This is a genomic window from Streptomyces sp. NBRC 110611 (assembly GCF_001590865.1).
GTDB lineage: Bacteria > Actinomycetota > Actinomycetes > Streptomycetales > Streptomycetaceae > Streptomyces.
In genome coordinates this window covers 24,689-49,413 of the sequence record NZ_BBUY01000017.1, presented here as the reverse complement: position 1 = coordinate 49,413, position 24,725 = coordinate 24,689, and the positions used below count along the sequence as shown (strand labels likewise).

General features: G+C 72.5%; 24 protein-coding genes. 11 read left to right on the top strand and 13 right to left on the bottom strand.

What is annotated here, in order from left to right:
- The first annotated feature begins 158 nt into the window (after positions 1 to 158).
- Together AZE13_RS26820 and AZE13_RS26815 are read left to right on the top strand one after the other, a co-directional pair.
- Positions 159 to 1,385: an ABC transporter substrate-binding protein gene (locus AZE13_RS26820; RefSeq protein ID WP_066937313.1), complete on the top strand. Its 1,227-nt coding sequence runs from the start codon at positions 159 to 161 to the stop codon at positions 1,383 to 1,385.
- Positions 1,386 to 1,570: 185 nt separating this feature from the next.
- On the top strand, positions 1,571 to 1,771 hold the full coding sequence (locus tag AZE13_RS26815; RefSeq protein WP_066937312.1) for a DUF1918 domain-containing protein: 201 nt from the start codon (positions 1,571 to 1,573) through the stop codon (positions 1,769 to 1,771).
- Positions 1,772 to 1,781: 10 nt separating this feature from the next.
- Here AZE13_RS26815 and AZE13_RS26810 read toward each other — a convergent pair whose 3' ends face one another.
- Complete coding sequence (locus AZE13_RS26810; RefSeq protein WP_066937309.1) at positions 1,782 to 2,210, bottom strand: MarR family winged helix-turn-helix transcriptional regulator; 429 nt, start codon at positions 2,208 to 2,210, stop codon at positions 1,782 to 1,784.
- Between the two features lie 239 nt (positions 2,211 to 2,449).
- Positions 2,450 to 3,772, bottom strand: coding sequence for an MFS transporter (locus AZE13_RS26805; protein WP_066937306.1), 1,323 nt, complete (start codon positions 3,770 to 3,772; stop codon positions 2,450 to 2,452).
- Positions 3,773 to 3,933: 161 nt separating this feature from the next.
- Here AZE13_RS26805 and AZE13_RS26800 point away from each other — a divergent pair, with 161 nt between their 5' ends.
- The 3 genes from AZE13_RS26800 to xylB all read left to right on the top strand — a co-directional run bounded on the left by AZE13_RS26800 (position 3,934) and on the right by xylB (position 7,319).
- On the top strand, positions 3,934 to 4,740 hold the full coding sequence (locus tag AZE13_RS26800; RefSeq protein WP_066937303.1) for a DeoR/GlpR family DNA-binding transcription regulator: 807 nt from the start codon (positions 3,934 to 3,936) through the stop codon (positions 4,738 to 4,740).
- 87 nt (positions 4,741 to 4,827) lie between these two features.
- Entirely contained in the window at positions 4,828 to 5,826 is a 999-nt protein-coding gene (locus AZE13_RS26795; protein WP_066937302.1) for a zinc-dependent alcohol dehydrogenase family protein, read from the top strand.
- A gap of 89 nt (positions 5,827 to 5,915) precedes the next feature.
- Positions 5,916 to 7,319 (top strand): xylulokinase, encoded by a 1,404-nt coding sequence (gene xylB, locus AZE13_RS26790; protein WP_066937297.1) that lies wholly within the window; start codon positions 5,916 to 5,918, stop codon positions 7,317 to 7,319.
- A gap of 19 nt (positions 7,320 to 7,338) precedes the next feature.
- Here the strand turns inward: xylB and AZE13_RS26785 are convergent, their stop codons facing one another.
- The gene (locus tag AZE13_RS26785; protein WP_066937294.1) at positions 7,339 to 8,304 is read right to left on the bottom strand and encodes an NADP-dependent oxidoreductase; all 966 of its coding nucleotides are present in this window, start codon (positions 8,302 to 8,304) and stop codon (positions 7,339 to 7,341) included.
- Positions 8,305 to 8,374: 70 nt separating this feature from the next.
- On the opposite strand from AZE13_RS26785, the gene AZE13_RS26780 reads away from it, so the two are divergent.
- Positions 8,375 to 9,415 carry a GlxA family transcriptional regulator gene (locus AZE13_RS26780; protein ID WP_079124395.1) on the top strand — a complete coding sequence of 347 codons (1,041 nt, stop codon included), beginning with the start codon at positions 8,375 to 8,377 and terminating at the stop codon, positions 9,413 to 9,415.
- Here AZE13_RS26780 and AZE13_RS26775 read toward each other — a convergent pair.
- Positions 9,406 to 9,810, bottom strand: a complete 405-nt coding sequence (locus AZE13_RS26775) for a MerR family transcriptional regulator (RefSeq protein WP_066937291.1) — start codon at positions 9,808 to 9,810, stop codon at positions 9,406 to 9,408. The two genes, AZE13_RS26780 and AZE13_RS26775, sit on opposite strands and share 10 nt — an antisense overlap.
- 117 nt (positions 9,811 to 9,927) lie before the next feature.
- Between AZE13_RS26775 and AZE13_RS26770 the strand changes: the two genes are divergently transcribed.
- The gene (locus tag AZE13_RS26770; RefSeq protein WP_066937288.1) at positions 9,928 to 10,851 is read left to right on the top strand and encodes an LLM class flavin-dependent oxidoreductase; all 924 of its coding nucleotides are present in this window, start codon (positions 9,928 to 9,930) and stop codon (positions 10,849 to 10,851) included.
- On the opposite strand, the gene AZE13_RS26765 is transcribed toward AZE13_RS26770, so the two are convergent.
- Both AZE13_RS26765 and AZE13_RS26760 read right to left on the bottom strand, forming a co-directional pair.
- Positions 10,844 to 12,142, bottom strand: a complete 1,299-nt coding sequence (locus tag AZE13_RS26765) for a glycosyltransferase (protein WP_066937284.1) — start codon at positions 12,140 to 12,142, stop codon at positions 10,844 to 10,846. The two genes, AZE13_RS26770 and AZE13_RS26765, sit on opposite strands and share 8 nt — an antisense overlap.
- A 54-nt stretch (positions 12,143 to 12,196) precedes the next feature.
- Positions 12,197 to 14,335, bottom strand: coding sequence for a SpoIIE family protein phosphatase (locus AZE13_RS26760; RefSeq protein ID WP_066937281.1), 2,139 nt, complete (start codon positions 14,333 to 14,335; stop codon positions 12,197 to 12,199).
- A 203-nt stretch (positions 14,336 to 14,538) separates the two neighbouring features.
- Here AZE13_RS26760 and AZE13_RS26755 point away from each other — a divergent pair, with 203 nt between their 5' ends.
- Entirely contained in the window at positions 14,539 to 15,282 is a 744-nt protein-coding gene (locus AZE13_RS26755; RefSeq protein ID WP_066937500.1) for a PE-PGRS family protein, read from the top strand.
- A gap of 230 nt (positions 15,283 to 15,512) precedes the next feature.
- Here the strand turns inward: AZE13_RS26755 and AZE13_RS26750 are convergent, their stop codons facing one another.
- Entirely contained in the window at positions 15,513 to 15,824 is a 312-nt protein-coding gene (locus tag AZE13_RS26750) for a zf-HC2 domain-containing protein (RefSeq protein WP_066937279.1), read from the bottom strand.
- 49 nt (positions 15,825 to 15,873) lie between these two features.
- On the opposite strand from AZE13_RS26750, the gene AZE13_RS26745 reads away from it, so the two are divergent.
- Complete coding sequence (locus AZE13_RS26745) at positions 15,874 to 16,455, top strand: sigma-70 family RNA polymerase sigma factor (protein WP_066937276.1); 582 nt, start codon at positions 15,874 to 15,876, stop codon at positions 16,453 to 16,455.
- An 82-nt stretch (positions 16,456 to 16,537) separates the two neighbouring features.
- Here AZE13_RS26745 and AZE13_RS26740 read toward each other — a convergent pair whose 3' ends face one another.
- The 3 genes from AZE13_RS26740 to AZE13_RS35855 form a co-directional block, all read right to left on the bottom strand.
- On the bottom strand, positions 16,538 to 17,008 hold the full coding sequence (locus AZE13_RS26740) for a copper chaperone PCu(A)C (RefSeq protein ID WP_066937274.1): 471 nt from the start codon (positions 17,006 to 17,008) through the stop codon (positions 16,538 to 16,540).
- Positions 17,005 to 19,380, bottom strand: a complete 2,376-nt coding sequence (locus AZE13_RS26735; RefSeq protein WP_258528017.1) for a heavy metal translocating P-type ATPase — start codon at positions 19,378 to 19,380, stop codon at positions 17,005 to 17,007. The genes AZE13_RS26740 and AZE13_RS26735 overlap by 4 nt, the downstream gene beginning before the upstream one ends.
- 83 nt (positions 19,381 to 19,463) lie before the next feature.
- A complete protein-coding gene (locus AZE13_RS35855; protein WP_066937271.1) occupies positions 19,464 to 19,817 on the bottom strand; it encodes a hypothetical protein in 354 nt (117 codons plus the stop codon).
- A 335-nt stretch (positions 19,818 to 20,152) separates the two neighbouring features.
- Here AZE13_RS35855 and AZE13_RS26725 point away from each other — a divergent pair, with 335 nt between their 5' ends.
- Complete coding sequence (locus AZE13_RS26725; protein WP_066937268.1) at positions 20,153 to 21,436, top strand: cytochrome P450 family protein; 1,284 nt, start codon at positions 20,153 to 20,155, stop codon at positions 21,434 to 21,436.
- Positions 21,430 to 22,383, top strand: coding sequence for an isocyanide synthase family protein (locus AZE13_RS26720; RefSeq protein WP_258528010.1), 954 nt, complete (start codon positions 21,430 to 21,432; stop codon positions 22,381 to 22,383). Before AZE13_RS26725 ends, AZE13_RS26720 begins: the two co-directional genes overlap by 7 nt.
- Positions 22,384 to 22,425: 42 nt before the next feature.
- On the opposite strand, the gene AZE13_RS26715 is transcribed toward AZE13_RS26720, so the two are convergent.
- The 3 genes from AZE13_RS26715 to AZE13_RS26705 form a co-directional block, all read right to left on the bottom strand.
- Positions 22,426 to 23,217, bottom strand: coding sequence for an ABC transporter ATP-binding protein (locus AZE13_RS26715; protein WP_066937265.1), 792 nt, complete (start codon positions 23,215 to 23,217; stop codon positions 22,426 to 22,428).
- A complete protein-coding gene (locus AZE13_RS26710; RefSeq protein WP_066937262.1) occupies positions 23,214 to 24,290 on the bottom strand; it encodes a FecCD family ABC transporter permease in 1,077 nt (358 codons plus the stop codon). The genes AZE13_RS26715 and AZE13_RS26710 overlap by 4 nt, the downstream gene beginning before the upstream one ends.
- A partial coding sequence (locus tag AZE13_RS26705; RefSeq protein ID WP_147264731.1) for an ABC transporter substrate-binding protein occupies positions 24,290 to 24,725 on the bottom strand: 436 nt, incomplete at its 5' end. The genes AZE13_RS26710 and AZE13_RS26705, both read right to left, overlap by 1 nt.

Sequence of the window (24,725 nt, the reverse complement as noted above, 5' to 3'; positions counted from 1 at the left end):
CAGCACCGCGGTACCGCCCGAACGGGGAATGCCGCGCCACCGAGGCTTCATCAACACCGGCAGGGGAAACATCGCAGACGCACCCGTTCTCACGTCTCCCCTCGTGTCCCCCGACGCCCATCGTCCCCTCCCCCAGCAGAGAGAAGGCAGGCGCACCGATGCAGCAGCAGCCCACGGACGCAAGCCCGCACACCGCCCGGCGCAGCGACGCACCGCTCACCATCGGCGTGGTGGCACCGCGCAGCGGACGCCTGGCGAAACTCGGCGATCCGCTGATGTTCGCCATGGGGCTCCTGCGGTCCCGGCTGCGCCACGTACGGAACCAAGGACGCGGTTATGAGCTGAGATTGGTGAGCCGGGACAGCCGCTCGGAGCCGGAAGCCGCGCGTCGGGCAACCGAGGAGCTGATCCGGCACGAGCGGGCCGATGTCATCGTGACCCTGGCCGGTACGCGGGTGCTGCCGGCCGTGGCCGATACCTGCGAGGAGCTGCACACCCCCTGCGTGACCAGCACCTTTCCCTGGCAGGTGTACTACTTCGGCCGGGGCGCGACCCGGGACCGGCCGTTCCGCTGGACGTATCACTTCTGCTGGGGGCTGGACGACATCGCGAGCGTCTTCGCCGACATGTGGGAGAGAGTGGGGCCGGGGCGCACGGTCGGCTGCCTCTGGAACGACGGGCCACAGGGGAACTGGACACGCCACCAGGAAGAGGGCTTCCTGCCCGTCGCGACCGCCCGGGGCCATACCCTCGTCGACCCGCCCGGGTACCGGGAGCCGGCAACGGACTTCGACCGTCATATCACCGCGTTCCTCCACGACGGTGTGGAGATCGTCACCAGCGCCGCGACCGCCGCCGACCTCGCGCTCTTCCACCGGCAGGCCGTACAACGCGATCTGCGGCCCCGGCTGATCACCTGCTCGCGCTGGCTCGCCTACCCGGTGGGCGCCACGGGCGCGGACGATCCCGCCGAGGCGAAGGTGGCGTCGCTGGTCTACTGGACGCCGCGACACCCCTACCGGTCCTCACTGGACGGCATGCGGGCCGACGAACTCGCCGATTGCTACGAAGAGTTGACGGGAGCGCAATGGCTGCAGCCGCTGGGGCCGGCGTACGCCCTGTTCGAGGTCGCGGTGCACGCCCTGGCGACAGCCGACGACCCCACGGACCGACAGGCCGTCGCGGCCGCGATCGCCCGGACGCGGCTGGAAACGATGGCCGGACCACTCGACTGGACCACCGGGCCGGTCGCCAATGTCGCCACCGTGCGGCTGACCGGCGGACAGTGGAAGAGGGGCGACGGGTACCCCCATGAACTGGCCGTGGTGACCAACTCCGGCTGCCCCGACGTCCGGCTGGACGGCGACCTGGAGCTGCTGAACTGACCCACCCCCGCCCCAACTCCCGCCCCCGGTCCCGACCTCGGACCCGTCTCTCGCCACACCCGGCGCCATCTCACGCCATTCGAGTGGCAGCGGGCATATCCCCGCTTGCCGTGGGTACCTCCGCGGTGTTCAGCAACGGGGCGTTGAGGCGTTGATGCCTGCCCAAGCGGAGGAGGACGAGCGGTATGCGGGCGAGTGTGGGTGACCGGCTCCTTGTCCACGGACGGATCGTGGGTCAGCAGGACCGGACGGCAGAAGTCATCGAAGTACTGGGAGAGAACGGCGGACCGCCCTACCGCGTCCGATTCGAGGACGGCCACGAGACCCTCATGAGCCCTGGGCCGGACACGGTCGTACGCCCCTTCACGGTCACATCGGAAGGCTGAGGCGGTCGGCCTATTCCCATTCCGGGTCTGCGGCGAGTTTCTCGGTGATCCGGTCATGGAAGCTCTTGCGGTGCAGCGCCTGCTCCAGGTCGGTGACGACCCGGCTGAGGGGGTAGGGGATCTCCGCCTCAAGTTCGGCGAGGGCAGCCTCGGTGGCCCGCCACTCCGCCGCCAGCCGACCGGTCATACGGCGGGCCTTGGGGGTGAGCGTCACCCTCTTGCTCCGGGCGTCCGGGCCGGCCACGGTCCGCACCAGGCCGGCCGCGCGCATCGCGGACACCTTCTGACTGAGCGCCGAGTGGGTGCGGTCCACCGACTCGGCCAGCTCGGTGATCGTCATCGGTCCGCGGGAGTGCAGCCGGAGCAGCTCCAGGACGAAACTCGGCTTGAGCCCGTCGATCCGGGCCTCCGTGTAGACCCGTGCGATGTCGGCGTCCATCTCCGCTTGGAGCAGCCGCAGGGGGCGCCAGAGGCTCTGCTCGCTCGGGTCGGATGCACGGGATGCGTCCGGCGCAGCTGGTGCAGCTGGCCCAGTCGGTGAAGCCGGCGAAGCCGGTGCAGTCGGGGCGGGGGAATCGGGCCGGTGGCGGGGTTCGGTCATCAAAGAATCGTAACAGCACTTATGGAAGTGCTTATGTAAGTGCCTGCAAAAGCGCTGTTACGTGTCGTTGCCGAGCGCTACGCATCCGCCCCGCGTATCGCGGTGGCGGCCACGGGGGCGGGACGGGCGTGATCCATGGGCGGCTCGGGGGTCTTCATGCACAGGACGAGGACGGTGCTGAGGAGGTGCAGGGCGGCGTAGATCCCCATGACGCCCCCGATGCCGATCGACCCGATGAACACCGTGCCGATGAGCGGACCGAAGGCCATGCTGGCACCGGCGCCCAGCGTGTAGGCCGACATGATCTGCCCCTTGCGCTCCGGGGCCTGTGCGGTCATCAGAGGGGGCAGGGGGACGTACCCCGCCATACCGACGCCCAGCGCGCCGGCCGCGATCGCGACGAGCGGATAGTCGTGCCCGGCTGTCTGCGGTACGTAGTACAGCGCCAGGCAGGCGAGGGCCGAGACCACCCCGCCCAGCCAGGCCACGGTCTTCCGACGGCTCCACCGGTCGCCGAGCGCACCGAAGAGCACCACACAGGCGAGGTTGCTGACCATCATCACGATCAGCAGGGAGGCCCACTCCTGTGCGCTGAAGCCGATCCGGTCGACGAGGAAGAGCGGGGTGAAGACCCATATGCCGAACTGCGAAGTGGTGTTGATGAGCCGGACCACCGCGCCCATGCCGACCCGCGGCTTGGCGAACATGACGGTGAAGCAGCCCAGGAAGGTACGCGCCAGGCCGACCCGCTCCGGCCCCCTGGACAGGCCCTGGAATCCGGTGCGTTCACGGAGCAGGAGGAGGACGACCAGGGCACCGGCGACGATCATCGCCAGGGACACCCACAGGGTGTGGTAGAAGCCGATCATGGGCTTGAGGAACGAGACCAGGGCGGAGCCGAGGACGGGGTAGCCCATGGTGAAGCAGAACCAGAACCAGCCGAGCGCCTTACCGAGTTGGCGCTCCGGGGCGCCCGCCATGATCCAGACCATGAACCCGTAGGCGAACAGCGGATAGCCGAAGCCGCGCAGGCCGTAGCCGGCCAGGATCAGCCCGTAGGAGTGGGCGGGGATGGCGACCGCGAGCATCAGCGCATGGCAGACCACCCAGCAGACCGCGCCGGCCATCATCACCCGGCGCGGCCCCCACTGGTCGGAGAGCCCGCCCGCCAGGAAAGCGCCCACCGCGGCGGTGACTCCGTAGACGGTGAAGATCACTCCGACGCTCGCCTCCGCGAAGCCGAGGTCGGTCTTGAAGTACGTCGGCAGATAGCTGGTCTCCACCCCGTCGCCGATCATGAAGAGCAGGACGCCGACATAGCCCCAGATCAGAGCGCGGGGAATGCCGAGGATGGCGGGGCGGGGCTGCGGCAGAGCGCGCTCCGGGGACGGGGACAGCACGGCTGGACCTCCTGACTGGCCGCTTATTTTCGGCCACGGGTGTGCAACAGACTGGACAACCTCACACTGAATTTCAAGAGCTTCACATAAAGTGTGTGATGTTCTAAGGTGAGCGCGGATACGGCGAGACACCGCCGTGGAGACGAACAGAGGTACTCACGATGAGAGCGAGCCGCGGCTCCGAGGCCGAGGTGGAGGAGCGCCGCCAGGCGGTTCTGCGCCAGGTCGCGCAGGAGGGCGAGATCCGGATCGCCGACCTCGCCCAGCGCATGCGCGTCAGCGTGATGACCATGCACCGGGACCTGGACAACCTCCATGACCGGCAGCTGCTGCGCAAGGGCCGCGGAGTGGCCACGGCCTTCTCCAACGTCGCCATGGAGAGCGCGCTGCGCTTTCGGGAGAACGCCAATGTCGCGGTCAAGAACGCCCTCGCGGACGCGCTCGCGGAAGAGGTCTCCCCGGGCGACACGGTGCTGATCGACTGCGGCTCCACCCTCTTCCCGCTCGCCCGCCGGCTCGCCTCCGTCGACGGGATCCGCGTGATCACCAACTCGCTGCGCGTCACCTATCTGCTGGCGGGCGCGCCGGCCGAAGTGACGCTGCTGGGCGACCGCTACTACGAGGACTTCGAGTCCTGCGCCGGTCCGCAGACCCGCCGCCAGCTCCAGGACATCCGCGCCACTGTCGCCTTCGTCACCGCCACCTCGGTCAGCGAGGGGCGGCTCTTCCACCCGGTGCGCGAGTACGCGGAGAGCAAGCGGGCATATCTGGAGGCCGCCGACCGTTCCGTACTGGCCGTCGATCACAGCAAGTTCGGCCGCACCGCCACGTATCCCTACGGCGATGTCAGCGGCTACGACCTGCTGGTCACCGACGCCGGGACCCCGGAGAGCGAACTCCGACCGGTCCGCGATCTCGGCGTCGAGGTCCGCACCGTCGAGGTGCCCTCGGACGCCCCCCACCGCTGATCCCCCCGAGCGCCTCTGATCTCCCCGAGCGCCCGCCTCCTGCTCTCTCCTCCCCTCTCTTCCCCTCCCCCGGAAAGGCCCCCACCCATGCGCGCTGTCGTCATCCACACCCCCGGCGAATACGAGGTCACCACCGTCGACGACCCCACCCCGGGCCCCGGCGAGGTCATCGTGGCGCCCGCCGCGGTGGGCATCTGCGGCACCGATGTGCACATCGTCCAGGGGGAGTTCGCGCCCACCCCCTATCCGATCATCCCCGGGCACGAGTTCACCGGCGAGATCGTCGCGCTGGGCCCGGGAGTCAGCGGTCTGCGTACCGGCGAGCAGGTCGCGGTCGACCCGTCGCTGTTCTGCGGTGCCTGCCACTACTGCGCGATCGGGCGCGGCAACCTGTGCGAGAACTGGGGGGCGATCGGCGACACCGTGGACGGCGCGATGGCCGAGTACGTCAAGGTGCCGGCCGCCAACTGCTACCGGCTGCCGGAGAGCGTCGACGTCACCCAGGGCACGCTGATCGAGCCGCTGTCGTGCGCGGTACGCGGCTTCGATGTGCTGCCCCGCCGCCTCGGCGACCACTACCTCATCTACGGCGCGGGCACGATGGGCCTGATGATGCTTCAGCTCGCCAAGGCGGCCGGCGCGGCATCCCTCTCAGTCGTCGACATCAACACCGACCGGCTGAAGGTCGCCGAGGCGCTCGGCGCGGACGCCACCGCGGTGCGCGCCGACGATCTGGGCCGAGCGCAGGGCTGGGAGACCGTCATCGACTGCACCGGCGTCATCCCCGTCATCGAGGACGGCCTCGGCCGGGTGCGCCGTGGCGGCACCTTCCAGCAGTTCGGCGTCGCACCCTCCGCCGCCAAGGCGTCCTTCTCACCGTTCCGTGTGTACAACGACGAGATCACCATCGTCGGTTCGATGGCCGTGCTGCACAGCTTCGGGCGCGCCGTGGACCTGATGGCGAAGGGCGTCATCGACGCCGACACGATGATCACGCACAGCTTCACGCTGGACGAGTTCGGCGCCGCTCTGCAGGCGTTCCGTGACGGCTCCGGCCGCAAGATCCAGCTCCGCCCCCAGGGCTGACCCCCTCCGGCCACTCGCCCCTCCTGCCCTCCTGCCCTCCTGCCTCCCGCCACTCCTTCTTCGTCTCGTTGCACGGAAGCGACATCGTCATGCCCACAGTTGCCGGGGTGGACTCCTCTACCCAGTCCTGCAAGATCGTCGTCTGTGACGCCGACACCGGGGAGGTCCTCCACCGGGGCCGCGCCGCCCACCCCGAGGGGACCGAAGTCGCCCCCGGGGCGTGGTGGCAGGCGCTCCTGGAAGCGGGCGACGGCCTCCTGGAACACGTGGACGCCATCGCCGTGGCCGGGCAGCAGCACGGCCTGGTGGCCCTGGACGCGGCCGGGCAGCCGGTGCGCGACGCGCTGCTGTGGAACGACACCCGCTCGGCACAGGCCGCGGCGGACCTGGTCGGCGAACTCGGCGGGCCGGAGAAGTGGGCCCAGGCGGTCGGCACCGTACCGGTCGCGGCCATCACCGTCGCCAAGCTGCGCTGGCTGGCCGAGCACCAGCCACGGCTCGCGGACCGTACCGCCCGGGTCCTGCTGCCGCACGACTGGCTGACCTGGCAGCTGTGCGGCGGCCCCGGCAGCCGCACCGCACCGGTCACCGACCGGGGCGACGCCTCCGGCACGGGCTACTGGTCACCGGCCGACGGCGCCTACCGCCACGACCTCCTTTCCCTCGCCTTCGGCGGCCGCACCCCCGAACTGCCGCGTGTGCTCGGCCCGTACGAGGCCGCCGGACGTACCCCGCACGGGGCCCTGGTGGCGGCCGGCACCGGCGACAACATGGGCGCGGCCCTGGGGCTGGGCCTCCAGCCGGGCGATGCGGTGATCTCGCTGGGGACCAGCGGCACCGCCTTCGCCCTCGCCGAGCGGCCGTCGGCCGACCCGTCCGGCGCGGTCGCCGGGTACGCCGACGCCACCGGCCGCTTCCTGCCGCTGGTGTGCACCCTCAACGCCGCCCGGGTGCTCAGCTCCAGCGCCCGCATGCTCGGTATCCCGCTGGACGAGCTCGGCCCCCTCGCCCGCGAGGCCGAGTCCGGGGCCGGCGGCCTGGTGCTGCTCCCCTACCTGGGCGGCGAGCGCACGCCCAACCTCCCGGAGGCCGCGGGCAGTCTGATGGGGATGCGGAAGGCGAACATGCACCCGCCGAACCTCGCCCGGGCGGCCGTCGAAGGCATGCTCTGCAACATGGCCGACGCCCTGGACCGGCTGCGCGCCCAGGACGTCAGGACCCGGCGGGTTCTGATCATCGGCGGGGCGGCCAAGGCCCCCGTGGTCGGCGAGATCGCCGCGGAGATCTTCGGTACCCCGGTCACCGTGCCCGAACCGGAGGAGTACGTCGCCCTGGGCGCGGCCCGGCAGGCCGCCTGGGCCCTGGCCGGCACCCCCGAGCCGCCGCACTGGCCGCTGGCCGCCGCCCGGGAGATCGCCGCTCCCGGCGACGCCTCCGCCGGCCGCCGGGTCCGCGCGGCCTACGCCGACGCCCGGTCGCTGGTCTACGGCTGACGGGCCCGGCGCGTCCGGATCACGGGCGGGCGGTGAGCACGAGCTTGCCCGTGACGCGGCCCGTCTCGGCCTCCGCGTGGGCCTTCGCGGCCTCGGCGAACGTGTACGTGCCGGAGACGTGCGCACGCAACCGCCCGGACTCGGCGAGCGCCGCGATCGCCGCCATACCCGCCTGGTCGTGCTCGACCAGCATGAACCTGGCCCGCACCCCCAGCTCCCGTGCGCGGCCCGATACGTCGTCCCAGTTCTCGGGCAGGATCGACACCAGGATGCCGCCGGGCCGCAGCACCCGCAGGGAGCGCAGGCAGTTCTCGCCGCCCAGCGAGTCGAGCACCACATCGACGTCGCGGACCGCCTCCGCGAAGTCGGCAGTGCGGTAGTCGACGACCTCGTCCGCGCCCAGCCCCCGCACGAAGTCGTGTTTGGCGGCGCTGGCCGTGCCGATCACGTACGCGCCCCGCGCCTTGGCGATCTGCACCGCGAGGTGTCCCACGCCCCCGGCCGCCGCATGTACCAGGACCCGCTGTCCCGGCTCCACCTGAGCGTTGTCCACCAGCGCCTGCCAGGCCGTCAGGGCCGCCAGCGGCAGTGCGCCGGCCTCGACATGGCTCAGCGCGGCGGGCTTGGGCACGAAGGCGCGAGCGGGGCCGGTCACGTACTCGGCGTGCGAGCCCGCGCCGTACGGGTACGGCAGCATGCCGAACACCTCGTCGCCGGGCTGGAAGAGGGAGACGCCGATCCCGACGGCCTCGACGGTTCCCGATACGTCCCAGCCGAGCGTGAAGGGGGGCTCGCCCAGGAAGATGCGGTGCTTGCGGTGCTTCCAGTCGGTGGGGTTGATCCCCGCCGCGTGGACGGCGACGAGGATCTGGCCGATGCCGGGCTCGGGGCGCGCGGTCCCGGCCACCTCGAGGACGTCGGGGTCGCCGAGAGTGCGCTGGGTGACGGCCTTCATGGTCGGGGCGGTAGTGGTGTTCTCAGTCATGTACGCAGCCTGCCGCGCCGCATCTGACCTGGACAATGGCAAGATTGCCATTCACCGATAGAATCGTGCCATGCCTGCCGTACGCCGCCCGCACCGTGTCGCCGTTCTCGCCCTCGACGGCGTCTACCCCTTCGAGCTGGGCATCCCCAACCGGGTCTTCCCGCTGGTCCCCGGGGCGTACGAGGTGGTGACGTGCACGGCCACCGACGACCGCACGGTGGCGACCAGCGCCGACTTCACGATCACCGTCGAGCATGGACCGGAGGCGCTGGAGACAGCCGACACGGTGGTCCTGCCGCCGTACGATCTGCGACTCCTCACGCGCGAACTGCCGGAGCCGGTGCGCAACGCCTTCGCCCGGATCAGACCGGGCACCCGCATCGTCTCCATCTGCACCGGCGCGTTCGCCCTCGCCGCGGCCGGCCTGCTCGACGGACGGCCCGCCACGACGCACTGGGCGCTGACGGATCTGTTCCGCGGGATGTTCCCCCATGTCGCCCTGGACCCCGAGGTGTTGTTCATCGACGACGGCGATGTGCTGACGTCGGCGGGTGCGGCCTCCGGCGTCGACGTCTGCCTGCATGTGGTGCGGTCCGACCACGGCAGCGCGGTCGCCAACCGGGTGGCCCGGCACTGTGTCGTACCGCCGTGGCGCGAGGGCGGGCAGGCCCAGTACATCGAGCAGCCCGTGCCGGAGGAGGGGGTCAGCGGCACCGCCACCACCCGCGCCTGGGCGCTGGAGAACCTCGACCGGCCGCTCGCCCTGCGGGAGCTGGCGGCGCACGCCCGGATGAGCCCGCGCACGTTCGCACGGCGCTTCCAGGAGGAGACGGGCACGAGCCCCGGCCGGTGGCTGATCCAGCAGCGGGTCCACCGGGCACGGCACCTGCTCGAGTCCAGCGATCTGTCGGTCGACCGGATCGCGGCGGAGGTCGGCTTCGCCACGGGGACGTCACTACGGCAGCACCTGCACGCGGCGATCGGGGTGTCGCCACAGACGTACCGCAGGACGTTCCGGGCGGGGGCAGAGGCCGGGGCCGGGGCGAGGGCCGGGGCAGGGGCCGGCGCGAGGGCCGGGGCGGCGTCCGCCGGAACGCCGCGTCACAGTTGACCCTTTGCAGGAAGACTGACCTGGGCGCGGAAGTTCTCGCAGTGCTCGGGCGCATCGCCACGGGGGCATGCGAGCAGGCCGCGCAGGTAGCCGCGGGCGATGTCCAGTTGAGCCATCTGGGCTTCGAGTGCGGCGATCCGAGCGGTGACGGTGTCGCGCCAGCCGGGGGTGTCCGCGCGCCCGGAAAGGACCGCGGCGATCTCGTCGAGGGACATCTGTCCGGTGGTCCGCCACAGACGGATCAGCGCGATCCGGTAGATCTGATCGGCGTCGTAGTGGCGCTGGCCGAAGCGCCGGTGCGGCGTGACCAGTCCGCGGCGCTCCCAGTAGTGGAGCGTCGAGAGGGGCAGGCCGAAGTGGTCGGCGACCTGCCTGATCGAAGTCAGACGATTCATCGGATCAGTTGAGCTCAACCCCGGTTGAGCGGGCAAGGTCGGCCTCGACGAACTTCGCAGGCCGCCGCACCCTCGAGGGGCTGGACAGTGCGGCCGCCCACACGGGAAAGGATCGACATGCCGGTGAACCTTGGTGTCTGTCTTCCGACCTTCGTCGAGCGCGGCGACGGGAACCTCGGCGAGATTCCCGCGTTGGCCCGGCACGTCGAGCAGGTCGGGCTGGACATGGTGTGGGCGGGCGACCGCCTGTGCGCGCGCACCCCGTTCCTGGAGAGCGTGGTCGCGCTGAGCGCGGCCGCCGCGGTCACCGAGCGCGTGCGGATCGGCTTCGGGGTCATGCAGCTGGCGCTGCGGCAGCAGGCCTGGGCCGTCAAGCAGCTGTCGTCGTTGCAGTACCTCTCCCGTCACCGTGTGGTCCTGGGGGTGGGTGCGGGCGTACACCCGGAGGACTGGCCGCTTGGCGGGGTCCCGTTCTCCGGGCGGGGCCGCCGGACCGACGCGATGCTGCGGGCGCTGCCCGACCTGTTCGCGGGCCGGCCGACGCGGTTGCTGACCGCGCCGGGTGAACCGGTGATGACGCTCGAACCCGCCGTTCCCGCGCCGCCGGTGTGGGTGGGCGGCATGTCCGACCGCGCGTTGCGGCGCGTCCTCGACCACGGCGTCGGATGGCTCGCGTCGCTGCTCGAACCCGCACAACTGGGCGAGAAGGCCGCCACATTGACGGCGATGGCAGCCGAAGCAGGCACGCGGACACCCGAGGTCGGCACCACGGTGTTCGCCGCCCTGAGCACCGACCCCGAGGAGAACCGCCAGGGTCACCAGCGCCTGGTCCGCTATCTGCGCTCGCTGACCGGTGAACAGGGGCTGTCCGAGCAGCAGGCGAGCCGCCTGGTGGTCAGCGGGCCTCCCGAGAAGCTGGCCGAGCGCCTCGATCACTACGTCCGAGCGGGTGCCCGCACCTTCGTCATCAACCTGTCCGGCAGCGGCCTGCGCCGACAGTACGACCTGCTCGCCCGTACCCGCGAACTCCTGCTCAGCTGACTCCCCGGGCGCGTGCCACCATGTTCTCCAGCACTTCCACGGCTTCCGCTACGCCGTCCTGGGCACGTGTCAGCACGCCCAGATGCTCGGCGCGCTGCGCCATGCCGGTGTCGCGGACCGCGCGGTCGACAGCGACGGCGAGGCGCTCGGCGGTAAGACGGTGCTGGGGCAGCGGCGGCGGCGCCACCCCGCACGCCCGCATACGGCGGGCCCAGAAAGGCTGGTCGAATCCGAAAGGACAGACGACCTGTGGCCGCCCTGCGGCCAGCGCGGCAGCGGTGGTGCCGGCGCCACCGTGATGGACGACCGCGGCCATATGAGGGAAGAGCTGGTCGTGGGGCACCTCGTCCAGAAAGAAAATCTCCTCCGGAGTCGACGACTCCTCCTGCCCCGGCCCGGCGACACCACCCCACCCGGTGGCCACGACAGCGCGGACCCCTGCCTGACGAACAGCCGCGATCACCGCCTCACGCAGACGCAAAGGGTTGCTTCCGGTAAGGCTGCCGAATCCGATGTACACAGGCGGACGACCGGCTTCGAGAAACCTGGCAAGACGCGGTGGCGCGCTCCATCCCCGTGGCGTGGGAAGCCGCCAGAACCCTGTCGTGTGCGTCGTAGGCGGATAATGCCGAGTTTCCGGAAGCACATGAGGGCTGAACGGCTGCAGGACAGTGACCGGTTTCCCGTCGGGGCTCCGCAGCATGTTGTGCCGCCCGCGGCGGGACAGCAGCCCGAGCTCCTGCCGGCGCACGCGGTCGATTGTTGATCCGTAGAGGAGACGGACGGTCAGCTTGGACGATGCGTAGGAGGCCTTGTTCAGCGCGCGAGGTATTCGTGTGGCAAGGAGCGGGTTGGGAAAATCAGGCGTGGGCACCCAACCGGGTTGCAGGCATACCGGTACCGCCGGGACGTCGAGACTCTCGGCTATGTGATGCGCCGGCACCCAAGGCTGGAAGAGGATGACATCGGGCCTGGGCTGAGCCCTGACCGCGGCTATCAACTCTTCCAGAACCTGCACATAACGCGGGCGATTGCGAAGGAACCATCGCATGGCCAGTACGGGCCCCGGCCGACTCGACTGATTGACCTTGACGATGACCGGGTCGTTGAGCAGCTCGAGTGGACCGTCCGCGACCGGGACATAAGGAATTCCCGCTGAGCGCGCTATCTGGAAGGTACGCCGCGGGCCGATTATGGAAACGTCATGTCCTGCCGCCGACAGTCCACGCGCCAAAGCGACGAATGGCTGGACATCACCCCGGCTGCCATGTGTGACGAGCAACGCCCTCAATGCGACACCTCTTGAATGCAATCGACGTCATCACAAATACCCTTACACACACGGCTATCCCTCTCCACCGCGCCGCCCGAGCCGGCCCGCTGCGGTGTCCGGGGCGGACTTCTGGGGTCCGGGGCGGACGCGGGCGATGAGGAGGGCGACGTCGTCCGGGTCGTCCGGGTCGCGGAGGGCTTCGAGGAGACGGTCGCAGGTGTGTTCCAGGGACCGGTCGGGGCGGTCCAGGAGGCGGAGGAGGAGGTCCAGGCGTTCGTCGATGGTGTGGTGGCGGGTCTCGACCAGGCCGTCGGTGTAGAGGACGAGTTGATCGCCGGGGTGCAGGGGGAAGGTGGTGTCCTCGAACGGGATGCCGCCGACCCCCAGCGGTACGCCGCTGGGCAGGTCGAGGAGTTCGGGGGGCTCGCCCCGGCGCATCAGCACCGGTGGCAGATGTCCGGCCACGGCGATCCGGCAGGTGTCGTGGTGCGGGTCGTGGACGGCGTAGGCGCAGGTGGCGTACTGCTGCAGATCAGCGGTGATCTTGTCGATCTGCCGCAGTACCCCGGTCGGCGGGATGTCGAGGTCGGCCAGGGTGGAGGTGGCGGTGCGCAGCCGCCCCATGGCGGTCGCGGCGGTGATGCCGCTGCCCATCACATCGCCCACGACGAGCGCGGTCTTGTCCGCCGTGAGCGGGATGACATCGAACCAGTCGCCGCCGACCTCGCTGGAGGTCCCGGCGGGCTGGTAGCGGGTGGCGATCTCCAGACCCGGCCGGTGCGGCGGATGGTCCGGCAGCAGGCTGCGCTGGAGGGTGACGGCGGTGTTGCGCAGCCGCTGGTACAGGCGGGCGTTGTCGATGCACACGGCGGCGCGGTCGGCCAGCTCACCGGCGAGGGTGAGGTCGTCCTCGTCGAACGGCACGGGGTTACGGGCACGGGTGAGGACCAGCGCGCCGAGGACTTCGTCGCGGGCGATGAGCGGCGTGATGAGGTACGAGTGGACGCCGGCGGCCGCCAGGAGGGCGGCGGCCTCGGCGGACCGGGCGATGCCGGGCAGGTCCCGCTCGTCGACATGGGACAGCAGGATGGGGCTGCCGGTGCGCACGCACCGGGTGACCAGCCGGTCGGGTCCATAACTGGCGAGGTGCCCGGGCGGATCGGAGGCGCGGACCGCCTCGGTGGGGTAGGCGGCCCGCACCGCGAGGGCCCGGAAGAGCGCGTGCCCGGCGGCCGGTTCCGTCGGGCGGCGGTCCTCCAGGACGGAGTCCAGGATGTCCACCGCGGCCACGTCGGCGAGGTCGGGCACCGTGACGTCGGCCAGTTCGCGGGCGGTCCGTTCCACCTCCAGCGTGGTGCCGATACGGGCGGAGCCGTCCGCGATCATGGCGAGGCGGCGGCGCGCGCGGCCCGCCTCGGCGGCCGCCCGGTGCCGGTCGGTGATGTCCACGACCATGCCGGCCACGCCCAGAACCCGCCCTCCGGGGTCGTCCAGCCGGTAGATGGAGAGCGACCAGGCGTGTTCGCGGTCGGGGTCGGCGGGGGTGCGGCCCACGGTGTACTGGTCGACCAGCGGCTCCCCGGTCGCGAGGACCTGACGGGCCGCGGCCTCCAGCTTGTCGGTCTGCAGCAACGGCAGCACCTCGTGGACCGACCGGCCGAGATGCTCCTCGGCGGAGACGCCGTTCATCCGCTCCAGTGCGGGGTTGACGGCCAGATACCGAAGATCGGTGTCGAGGACCGCCACGCCGATCGGGGACTGGGACACCAGCCGCGTCGACAGGGCCACATCCCGCTCCACCTGGCGCAGCACCGCCTCGTCGGTGGCGATGCCCAGGGCGTAGAAGTCACCCTGGTCGTCCAGCAGCCGCATATTGCGGAACTCCACCAGCCGGGTACTGCCGTCCTTGTGCCGGACGGGGAAGGCTCCGGCCCAGACCTCGCCGGACGCCATCACCTCCGCGAACAGGTTCAGCACCTGATCGAGGTCCTTCTCGTGGACCAGCAGCCGCGCCGCGTACTCCCCCAGTGCCTCCTGCGCGGAGTAGCCGAACAGCTTCTCGGCCTGCGGGCTCCACAGCACGATCCGCCCCTCGGCGTCCAGGAGCACCGCCGCGACGCTGAGCAGGTCCAGCAGCCCGCTGCGCGGCGGCGCCTCGGATCCGGAGGCGGACGGGTCGCCCGCGGAACCGAAGGGGTCGGCTGTCCTCATCCCCGGCACTCCCTCCGGCCTCGGTGCCTCGCCGTCCCTCCATCGTCCCCGGACCCGGGGGAGGGCGCAGGTCCGGCTTCCGTCCCGGACCCGGTGAGGGCGCAGGTCCGGCTTTCATCCCGGACCCGGTGAGGGCGCAGGTCCGGCTTTCGGGTGCCCCTCCCGTCCCGGCCCGGAGGCGGGGTGCGACGATGATCCCCGTCATGGATGCGGGGCAGGTTCTCAGAGGGCTGCGCGCCGCGGTGTTCGCCGCGGTGTGTGTGCTGCTCGCCGCCCTGGGACACGCGGCGATGTCGGATGCCACGGTCCCCGCCTGGATGCTGCTCACGGCCTGGGCCGGCACCGCAGCCGGTGCCTGGTGCTGCGCGCGCCGGGAACGCGGTCCGCTGCTGGTCGGGCTGCTGACCGTCGGCGCCCAGGCCGCCCTGCACAGCGCCTTCTCGTTCGGCCAGGCGATCGCGGCCGGTGCCCGCGCCTCCGGCACTTCCGGCGCTTCCGGCGACGGTTTCTCGGCGGCGCGGCAGTGGGCGAACGCCTGGATGTGCGGCGCGCAGGGGATGCGCTTCTCCGACGGTGAGGCCGCGCGGATGCTGGAGCTGATGCAGCGACAGCAGCAACACCTCGGCCACGCGGATCAGCTGCCGGGGATGCACGGCGGCCCGACCGGTATGCACGGCAGCCCGACCGGCATGCTCGCGGCCCACCTGCTGGTCGCGCTGCTCAGCGCATGGTGGCTGTGGGGCGGTGAGCGGGCGGCGTTCCGGCTCGTCCGGACCGTGTCGGCCTGGCTGTTCGCGCCGCTGGTACTGGTACTGCGGGTGGTGCTGCCCGAGGTGCGGCGGGTCGTGCGCTCGGCCCGGCAGGAGCCGCGGCGGGCGGTGCGGAGCCTGCTGCTCGCCCATGTGATGTCGTTGCGGGGTCCGCCGTATGAGCCGGCTGTCGGCTGACAGCACGGTCGAATTCCCGAGCCGAGGGACGGACGGGCGCTGAGAGCTGCGCGGATGCGCGGGGCGCCGAGGGTCCCGGCTCCGACGTCACCGGTCGCCGCCGCGCGGGGACCGGCTCCTACGAAGGACTCCAGATGATGAATCCTGTCCGGATGCCTGTGGTGGCGGGGTGTACCTCCGCCTCCGGCACCTCTCCGAGTGCGGGAGGGCGCCCGCACGGCGCCCATGGATCACCCGGCGTGTGCGCCGATGCCGCTACCGGCGCCTGTGCCCGGGCCGGTGCCGGGAGGAGCGGACGCCGCCCGCAGCCGGGCGAGCAGCGCATCGGCGTATGCCGGATCGTCCGCGTCCGCCGGAGCGTCCCCGGTCCGCGCCATGGCGGGGCCGAGGCCCGCCGTCAGGGCTCGTGCCCGCCCGTCCCACCAGCGGCAGTCCCGGCACCGCGCGAGGTGGTCGTCGAGCCCGCGGGCGGTGAGGCCGGGTGGCAGTGCCTCCCCGTCGAGGCGGGCGGAGAGGGCCGTACGGATCCGCGAGCAGTGCATGGGGCCATCCTCCCGGAAGCCCCGGCGCACGGCGAGGGGCGGTCGCGGTATGCGGGATGACGAGGCGGTGACGGGCTGGGCGCTGGCCGCCCGCAGCGGTGACGAGCGGGCCGTCGAGCAGTTCGTCCGGGCCACCCAGCTCGATGTGCGGCGCTATGTGACGCACCTCAGCGGGGACCCGCAGGCGACCGACGACCTGGTACAGGACACCTATGTACGGGCGCTGCGCAGTCTGCCGCGGTTCGAGGGCCGGTCGTCGGCCCGGACCTGGCTGCTGACCATCGCCCGCCGGGTGGTCGCGGACCGGATCCGATCCCGCGCGGTACGGCCCCGGCTGGCGGCGACCGACGACTGGCAGTCGGCGGCGGAGCGGGTGCAGCCGCGCGGAGTGCCCGGGTTCGACGAGGGCATCGCCCTGGCCGAACTGCTCGCCGCGCTGGTACCGGAGCGGCGGGAGGCGTTCGTCCTCACCCAGCTGCTGGGGCTGCCGTACGCGGCGGCCGCCGGGGTGATGGGCTGCCCGGTGGGGACCGTACGGTCCCGGGTGGCACGGGCCCGGGAGACGCTGGTCGCGCTGGTGACGGCGGCCGAGCAGCCGGCGGAGCGGGAGCTGGCCGGGGCGGTGGCCTGACGGACCGCAGGGGTTCACGGACCGCAGACCGCGGGGGGTTCACGGACCGCCGGGCCGGTGCGCGGCCGTGAACCCCGCGGCGTCAGCCGCCGGGGCGCACCGCCCGGGCCCGCACGGTCTGCGGCGGACTGTCGCGGAAGTGCAGGGTGACGGTGAGCCGGTCTCCCGGTGCGAGCGCCGGCGGCGGGCTGATCATGATGTCCAGGGTGGTCGGCGTCATCCGCAGGGTGCCGCCGGCCGGGACGGTGACCGCCCGGACCATGGCCATACTGCGGGCGTTCCGCCCGATGTCGACGGTGCGGCCGAGCATCGCCCGGTGCCCGGCCGGGCCGGTGACTCCGGTGAGGACGTCGTCCGCACCACCGGTGTTGCGGACGGTGAAGAACGCGGCGGTGGCCTCGGAGCCGGAGGGGACCAGCACCCGGCCCTCGGTGACGGTCAGCTGTGCGGGGGTTCCGGCGTTGCCGGTGGCGGTCCAGGCGGTGAGCATGCCCAGGGTGGCCAGACAGGTGAGCAGCGGCACGGCGAGCGATGCCACGGACGGGCGGTTCATACGGTCTCCCCCTTGAATACGGCCGTCCCGGATTCAGCCGTCCCGCATATGGCTGCCCCGGACGCAGCCGTCCCGGACTCGGCCGTCCCGGATTCGGCCTTCCTCGTCGATGCCTTCCGTCCCCGGCCGCCCGGGTGCCAGGCGCGCAGGCGGAGGCTGTTGCCGACGACGAGCAGCGAGCTGACGGACATCGCGGCGGCCGCGAGCATCGGGTTGAGCAGGCCGACGGCGGCGAGCGGCACGGTGACCAGGTTGTAGCCGAAGGCCCAGACGAGGTTGGTGCGGATGGTGCCCAGGGTGCGCCGGGCCAGCCGTACCGCGTCGGCGATGGCCTGGAGGTCCTCGCGTACGAGGGTGACATCGGCGGCGCCGATCGCGGCGTCGGTGCCACTGCCCATGGCGATGCCCAGATCGGCCAGGGCCAGGGCCGCGGCGTCGTTGACACCGTCGCCGACGACGGCGACCCGGCTGCCCTGCTCCTTCAGGGTGGCGACGAGGGCGGCCTTGTCCTCCGGACGGGTCTCGGCGTGGACCTCGGTGATGGCGAGGTGCCCGGCCACGGTATGTGCGGTGACAGCGCGGTCGCCGGTGGCCAGGACCGGCCGCAGGCCCAGGCGGCGCAGCTGGTCGACGGCACGGTAGCTGTCGGGGCGGAGCGTGTCGCCCACGGCGAGGACGGCTTCCGGGGTGCCGTCCACGGTGAGCTGGACCGCGGTGTGGCCGGCGGTCTCGGCCGCCCGCACCGCGTCCGCGAGGGGGGCCGGCAGCCCGGCGAGACGGCCCGGCCGGGTGCACTCCACCACGCGCCCGTCGTCCGTCCCGCCGCGTACACCGTATCCGGGTGTCGCGGAGAAGTCCCTTACAACTGGAGCGAGTTGACCCGCTCCCGGGTCTTGTGCGCGGGCATGGGCGACGATGGCGCGGGCCAGAGGGTGTTCGGATCCGTGCTCGACGAGGGCGGCCAGGCGCAGCGCCTCGGCCGGGTCGAGGCCGTCGGGGCGCACGGTGAGGGCGGTGACGCTCATCCGCCCGGTGGTGAGGGTGCCGGTCTTGTCGAGGACGACGGTGTCGATCCGGCGCAGCCGCTCCAGCGCCCGCGGTCCACGGACCAGGATCCCGAGCTGGGCGCCGCGCCCCGTGGCGGCCAGCAGCGCGGTCGGGGTGGCCAGCCCCAGCGCACACGGGCAGGCGACGACGAGGACCGCGACCGCCGCGGTGACGGCGGCCTGCGGAGCGGCTCCGGCGCCGAGCCAGAAGCCCAGGACGGTGACCGAGACGGTGAGCACGGCGGGGACGAAGACGGCCGCGACCGCGTCGGCGAGCCGCTGGACGCGGGTCTTGCCGGTCTGGGCGTCCTCGACGAGCCGGGTGATCCGGGCGAGTTGGGTGTCGGCGCCGACCGCGTCGGCACGCACCTCCAGCAGACCACCGGAGTTGACCGCGCCGCCGACGACCGCCGAGCTGGGGCCCACTTCGACCGGCCGGCTCTCCCCGGTGATCAGGGACAGGTCCAGGGTGGAGCCGCCCTCGATCACGGTGCCGTCGGTGGCGACGCGTTCGCCGGGGCGTACCAGGAAGCGGTCGCCAACCCGGAGCCGGTCGGCCGGCATGCTCCGCTCGCCGTCGGCCGTGCGTACCGCGACGTCCTTGGCGGCGAGCTCGGCCAGCGCCCGGAGGGCGGACCCGGTGCCGTGCCGGGCTCTGGCCTCCATCCGGCGCCCGGCCAGCACGAACAGCGGGACGCCGACGGCGGCTTCGAGGTAGAGGTGCGCGGTGCCGTCGCCGGCGGTGGGCAGCAGGCTGAACGGCATGGTCATCCCGGGCGCTCCGGCCCCGCCGAGGAACAGCGCATAGCCGGACCAGCCGAACGACGCGACCACGCCGAGCGAGACCAGGGTGTCCATGGTGGCGGCGCCGTGCCGCAGTCCGCGCAGCGCCCGGGCGTGGAACGGCGCGGCACCCCATACGGCGACGGGGGCGGCGAGCGCGAAGCAGAGCCACTGCCAGTTGCGGAACTGCCAGCCGGGCACCATCGACAGGGCCAGGACGGGGAGCGAGAGCAGGGCGGTGATCAGCAGCCGGTGGCGTTCGGCGCGGGCGCCCTCGTCGTCCTGGGCGTCCGGCGGCTGGGCGGGCCGCCCCTCGGGTCCGGGTCCGGGATCACGTCCGGGATCATGTTCGGGTTCGCGTTCGGGTTCCGGGAGCCGCGCGGTGAATCCGGCCGCCTCGACGGTGGCGATGAGGTCGGTGACGGACACCTCGGCGGGGTGGTGGACGGCGGCCCGGCCGGTCGCCAGGTTCACGGTGGCCACCACGCCGTCCAGCCGGCCGAGCTTCTTCTCCACCCGGCCCACGCAGGCGGCGCAGGTCATCCCGCCGATGGTGAGGGTGGTGGTGCGGGCGGGGGACGGTACCGCGGCGGCGTCGTGCCGCAAGGGTGCGGGCTGGGGGTGCGTCATCGGGCAACCGCCCCTGGGGTGACCGGGCGAGGCGCGGGGGCACCCATGCCGCGCACGACGTCCGTACCGCGTACCGCACCCATGCCGTGCATACCATCCATACCGCGCATGTCGCTCATGTCCCCGCCATCGGCAGGGGCGTTGGGTCCCGTACCGGTCCCGCCGGCCGGGCGCAGCCCCGGGGCCACCGGACCGGCGAGGGCACCCGCCCCGTACGACAGCGCGAAGAGCACCGCCAGCAGCGCGACGAAGGCCAGGACCGGCCGGGCGATCAGCGGACGGACGCCGGACCGAAGCGGAGGCGGCGGCGGAATCGGAGACCGACGTCGGTCGGCCGGAGAGCTGGACATCGCGCCATCGTGGCAGGTGACGGCGGCGCCGAAGGGCCGATCACGGGCTCATCGCCACGTGAGGTTTGTCCTGCCGTACCGCCGGAACTCGGCGGCGCCACGGCCCGACTAACTGGGTTTGCCCCACCACCCCCGCGGCTCCCCCGTTCCCTCCCTACGCCCTCCCCGTTCCCCCTCCAAGCCCTCCCCATGCCCTCCCGGTTCGCTCCCGCCCGGCCGAATTCCCGCATTCCCGCGAGTGGCGGGAACTCGACGCCTCCCCCGCCCGACCTCTCCAACGCCGTGCCGTTCGGGCGCGGTCCGTCGCCGACCAGCGCCCGCTGAGGAGAACCGCCATGCCCGCACTGCCCGATCCCGTAGAGCTGTACGGGGCGGAGTACAAACGCGACCCCTATCCCCTGTACGCCGAACTGCGGGCGCGCGGCCCGGTCCACCGGGTGCGCTTCCCCAGCGGGGTGTGCGCCTGGCTCGTCACCGGCTATGAGGCCGCGCATCAGGCGCTGACCGACGCCCGGTTGGGCAAGCACCACTCCCGCGGCAACGCCGCCTGGCGGGCCCGGGCCTCGATCATGCCCGAGCCTCAGCACTCCCAGCTGCAGGTGCATCTGCTCCACCAGGACCCGCCCCGGCACACCGCACTCCGCCGGCTGATCACCGATGCCTTCGCCCCGCAGCGGGTCGAGGCGCTCCGGCAACGCTTCGAGGAGCTGGCCGGAGCGCTGCTGGACGCCCTTCCGGAGCAGGGGACGGCCGATCTCGTGGAGGCCTTCGCCGCCCGCTTCCCCTTCCAGGTGCTGGCCGAGGTCATCGGCCTGCCACGGGAGTTCGCGGACCGCTTCGACCGGGACTGGGGCAAGGTCGTCCAGCCCGTGGGGCCCGGAGATCCCGGCCGTCCGGCGTACGAGGCGCGGCTGCGCGGACTCCAGCGGTACATCGCCGATCTGGTCGCCCACAAGCGCCGTACGCACGATGCCGACCTGCTCGCCCGGCTGGTGGCCGCGGGTGACGATGGGCGGATCAGTCGGGAGGAGCTGGATTCGATGATCTTCCAGCTGCTGGTCGCCGGACAGGAGCCGGTCACCAACCAGATCACCACCGCCCTGGTCACCCTGCTGCGCCACCCGGAGCACCTCGCACAGCTGGCCGGTCGCCCGGAACTGCTGCCCCGGGCCGTCGAGGAACTCCTCCGGTACGACAGCGCCTTCGAGCTGACGACGTGGCGGTTCTTCGCCGAGGACGCCGACCTGCACGGGACCCGGATCCCGGCGGGCGACTCGGTGATCGTGTCGCTGTGCGCGGCCAACCGTGACGGACGGCGGTTCGCCGACCCGGACGTGCTCGACTTCGACCGCTCCCCCAATCCGCATCTGGCCTTCGGCCACGGCGTCCACTTCTGCCCCGGGGCCGCGCTCGCCCGGATCGAACTCCAGGTCGCGCTGGGGGCGTTGCTGCGGCGGCTGCCGGACCTGCGGCCGGCCGTCCCGGAAGAAGAGCTCCGCTGGATCCCGGCGGTACTGGCCCGTGGGGTCGACCGGCTCCCGGTCCGCTACGGCCCGGCCGGCGGCGGCTGCCCGGTGCCACCCGGGCCGGCATCGGAAACCCAGGTCCCCGCGTGCTGACCCGCGCCACCCCACCGCCCCCCGCTCCGGCCGCCGGCCACCGGGCCGTCTGCGCAGCGGTCCTCGCCACCCTGCTGCCGTACCGGCGCGCGCTGGACACCGCGGACGGGGACACCCCGGACGCCTTCCCCGCCCAGCTCCGGCAGCTCGCCGCCCCGGTGGCGGCCGGTGAGCCGATCGTGTTCACCCTGCCGGGCTTCCCCTGCAAGTCACCCAACCCGGCCAAGGTGCTCGGCCGCCTGCCCGACGAGGGCGAACGGCTCGCGCTGCGCTTCCTGGACGCGCTGTGCGCGCGGATCGCGGCGGTCCATCCCCCGGGGGCACGCGTCGTCATCTGCTCGGACGGGCACGTCTTCAGCGACCTCATCGGGGTACCGGACCGCGACATCGACGCCTACGCCGACGCGCTGCGCGCCCTGATCCGCGCCGAGGGCCTGACCCGGCTCGACGTCTTCGACCTGCGCGAGGTGTACGGCGACGGGCTCTCGCACGACGAGAAGCGGGCGCTGGTCGACGCGCGGTACGCCCCGGACCTGGCGAGCCTGCGGTCCCTGACCCGCAGCGACGGGCCGACCCGCAAGCTGTACCAGGGCATCACCCGGTTCCTCTTCGAGGACACCGCGTCGTTCACCGGTACCCGTTCGGCGCTCCAGCGCGACTGCCGCCGTCGCGCGTACGGCGTGATGCGGCGCAGCAGCGCCTGGGGTGAGCTGGTGGCCGTACACCACCCGGGGGCGTTCCGGCTCTCGATCCATCCGCAACCGCTGGGCTCGGCCAAGTTCGGCATCCGGCTGCTCGACACCCCCGATGTCTGGCTGACGCCCTGGCACTCGTGCGTCGTCGAACACGCCGACGGCCGACGGGAGTTGAGGCACCGGGCGGACGCCGAGCGGCTCGGCCGGCTGGTGCTGCGCGAGGGCCGGCCGAGCCACTTCACCTCGGTCTGAGGGGCCCCGGTCCGGTCCCGCGGCACCGGACCGGGCCAGTGGCTACCCGCCCGCCGCGGCGGGCGGCGTGTCCCGGTGGTCGAAGGCGATCAGCACATCGCCGGTGAGCGGATGGTCGGTCACCGCGGCGCGCACCCCGAACACCTCGGCCAGCAGCCGCGGCGTCAGCACCTCGCGGGGCGGCCCGGACGCCACCACCCGCCCGGCGTGCAGCACATGCAGCCGGTCGCACAGGGAGGCCGCGGCGTTCAGGTCGTGCAGCGAGATCAGCGTGGTGCGGCGCCGGTCGCGCAGCAGGGCGAGCAGTTCGACCTGGTGCCGGACGTCGAGGTGGTTGGTGGGCTCGTCCAGCACCAGTACGTCCGGGTCCTGGGCGAACGCCCGGGCCAGCAGGGCGCGTTGCCGCTCACCGCCGGAGAGCGCGGAGAACCGGCGGGCGCCCTGCCCGGCCAGCCCGACGGCCGTCAGGGCATCCGCCACGGCCTGCCGGTCGGCCCGGTCCTCCCCCGCGAAGGCCCGTTTGTAGGGCGTACGGCCCATCGCCACCACCTCGTGCACGGTCAGCTCGAAGTCGCTGCCGCGCTCCTGCGGCAGTGCGGCGACCTGCCGGGCGGTCTGCCCGGGGGTGAGGGTGCGCAGGTCGGTCCCGGCGAGCAGGACCCGGCCGGCGGTGGGCCGCAGATGACGGTAGACGGTGCGCAGTACGGTGGATTTGCCGCTGCCGTTCGGGCCGATCAGCCCGGCGATCTCGCCCTGGGCGGCCAGCAGGCGCACACCGGCGACCACATCCCGGCCCGCGTAGCCGACGTGCAGATCCTCGATCTCGACGTTCACCGGCCCACCGCCGTCCGCCGGTCCAGGATGACCAGCAGCACGGGCGCGCCGAGCATCGCCGTCACCACCCCCACCGGCAGCTCCTGGGTGTCCATGGCCGTTCGGCACACCAGGTCCACCACGACCAGCAGCAGCGCCCCGGTGAGCGCGGACAGCGGCAGCAGCCGGCGGTGGTCGCCGCCGATCACCATCCGGCACAGGTGCGGCACCATCAGGCCGACGAATCCGATGGCTCCGGAGACTGCGACCAGAACGCCGGTCAGCAGGCTGGTCACCACGAACAGTTCGCGGCGCAGCCGGGTGACGTCCACGCCCACCCCGGCCGCGGTCTCATCGCCCATCAGCAGCGCGTTCATCAGCCGGGCGCGGGCCTGAAGAGCCACCAGCCCGGCACCGACCGCCAGCGCCGGCAGCCACAGCACGCTCCATGTGGCCCCGCTCAGGCTCCCCATCAGCCAGAACAGCACACTGCGGGTCTGCTGCTCGTCCCCGGCCTGCAGCACCAGGTAGCTGGTGAAGCCGGACAGGAACTGTCCGATGCCCACCCCGGCCAGCACCAGCCGCAGCGGCGAGAACCCGCCCCCGCGCCGCGCCACGCACCACACCAGGGCGAACGCGCCGAGCGCACCGGCGAAGGCGGCGGCGGAGAGCCCCAGCCCCAGTACCCCGCCGGCGCTCGCGCCCAGCACGATCGCGGCGACCGCGCCGAGCGAGGCGCCGTTGGAGATGCCCAGCAGGTACGGGTCCGCCAGCGGGTTGCGCACCAGCGCCTGGGCGGCGGTCCCCACCAGCCCGAGCCCGGCTCCCACCAGCGCCGCCAACAGGGCGCGCGGGACCCGGAGCTGCCACACAATCAGGTCGTCGGTGCCCGGCCGGGGCGCGGCCCCGCCCAGCCGGTCGAACACCACCGACCAGACATGGCCGGGCGCGATGTCGGTGGAGCCGAGCGAGACCGCCCCGGTCAACGCCACCACCAGCGCAACGCCCAGGCCCAGTGCGAGCAGCCCGGCGCGCGGGGTACGCGCCGGGCGGTCCGCCGTACGGCCGGGCGGGTCGTCAAGCACCGGAGCCACTACCGGTCCGCCTCGAAGCGGGTGGGGTGGATGGTGCGTGCGATCTCCTCGACCGCGTCGGCGTTGCCCACCCCCGCGATCGTCGTACGCTCCGAGCCGATCCGCAGGAAGCGGCCCTCGCGCACGGCGGTGAGCCCCTTGGTGGCCGGGAAGCTCTTCAGGAACGCCTCGGCCTGGTCGAACGCCTCCTTGTTGGCCGCCGCATCACCGCGGTTGCGTACCCCGAGCTGGATCCAGTCCGGGTTCTTGGCGACCACGTCCTCCCAGGAGACCTGCTTGTAGTCACCGTCGCAGCCCTCGAAGACGTTACGGGCTCCGGCCTGGCCGATCACGGCGTTGGCGACCTGCTTGCCGCAGACGGCGACGGGCTGCTTGGTGCCGGCGTCGTAGTCGAAGAAGAAGTAGGCGGGCCGCCGGTCCGCCGGTACCTCACCG

What these genes read in the sequence shown, in the direction of transcription:
- AZE13_RS26770 (WP_066937288.1), top strand. Translation starts at nt 9,928, where the DNA reads ATGCCGGTGAACCTTGGTGTCTGTCTTCCGACCTTCGTCGAGCGCGGC.
- AZE13_RS26725 (WP_066937268.1), top strand. Translation starts at nt 20,153, where the DNA reads ATGCCCGCACTGCCCGATCCCGTAGAGCTGTACGGGGCGGAGTACAAA.
- AZE13_RS26775 (WP_066937291.1), bottom strand. Translation starts at nt 9,810, where the DNA reads ATGAATCGTCTGACTTCGATCAGGCAGGTCGCCGACCACTTCGGCCTG.
- AZE13_RS26750 (WP_066937279.1), bottom strand. Translation starts at nt 15,824, where the DNA reads ATGCACTGCTCGCGGATCCGTACGGCCCTCTCCGCCCGCCTCGACGGG.
- AZE13_RS26800 (WP_066937303.1), top strand. Translation starts at nt 3,934, where the DNA reads ATGAGAGCGAGCCGCGGCTCCGAGGCCGAGGTGGAGGAGCGCCGCCAG.
- AZE13_RS26735 (WP_258528017.1), bottom strand. Translation starts at nt 19,380, where the DNA reads ATGACCTGCGCCGCCTGCGTGGGCCGGGTGGAGAAGAAGCTCGGCCGG.
- AZE13_RS26810 (WP_066937309.1), bottom strand. Translation starts at nt 2,210, where the DNA reads ATGGACGCCGACATCGCACGGGTCTACACGGAGGCCCGGATCGACGGG.
- xylB (WP_066937297.1), top strand. Translation starts at nt 5,916, where the DNA reads ATGCCCACAGTTGCCGGGGTGGACTCCTCTACCCAGTCCTGCAAGATC.
- AZE13_RS26815 (WP_066937312.1), top strand. Translation starts at nt 1,571, where the DNA reads ATGCGGGCGAGTGTGGGTGACCGGCTCCTTGTCCACGGACGGATCGTG.
- AZE13_RS26780 (WP_079124395.1), top strand. Translation starts at nt 8,375, where the DNA reads ATGCCTGCCGTACGCCGCCCGCACCGTGTCGCCGTTCTCGCCCTCGAC.
- AZE13_RS26760 (WP_066937281.1), bottom strand. Translation starts at nt 14,335, where the DNA reads ATGAGGACAGCCGACCCCTTCGGTTCCGCGGGCGACCCGTCCGCCTCC.
- AZE13_RS26740 (WP_066937274.1), bottom strand. Translation starts at nt 17,008, where the DNA reads ATGAACCGCCCGTCCGTGGCATCGCTCGCCGTGCCGCTGCTCACCTGT.
- AZE13_RS26795 (WP_066937302.1), top strand. Translation starts at nt 4,828, where the DNA reads ATGCGCGCTGTCGTCATCCACACCCCCGGCGAATACGAGGTCACCACC.
- AZE13_RS26785 (WP_066937294.1), bottom strand. Translation starts at nt 8,304, where the DNA reads ATGACTGAGAACACCACTACCGCCCCGACCATGAAGGCCGTCACCCAG.
- AZE13_RS26820 (WP_066937313.1), top strand. Translation starts at nt 159, where the DNA reads ATGCAGCAGCAGCCCACGGACGCAAGCCCGCACACCGCCCGGCGCAGC.
- AZE13_RS26755 (WP_066937500.1), top strand. Translation starts at nt 14,539, where the DNA reads ATGGATGCGGGGCAGGTTCTCAGAGGGCTGCGCGCCGCGGTGTTCGCC.
- AZE13_RS26745 (WP_066937276.1), top strand. Translation starts at nt 15,874, where the DNA reads ATGCGGGATGACGAGGCGGTGACGGGCTGGGCGCTGGCCGCCCGCAGC.
- AZE13_RS35855 (WP_066937271.1), bottom strand. Translation starts at nt 19,817, where the DNA reads ATGTCCAGCTCTCCGGCCGACCGACGTCGGTCTCCGATTCCGCCGCCG.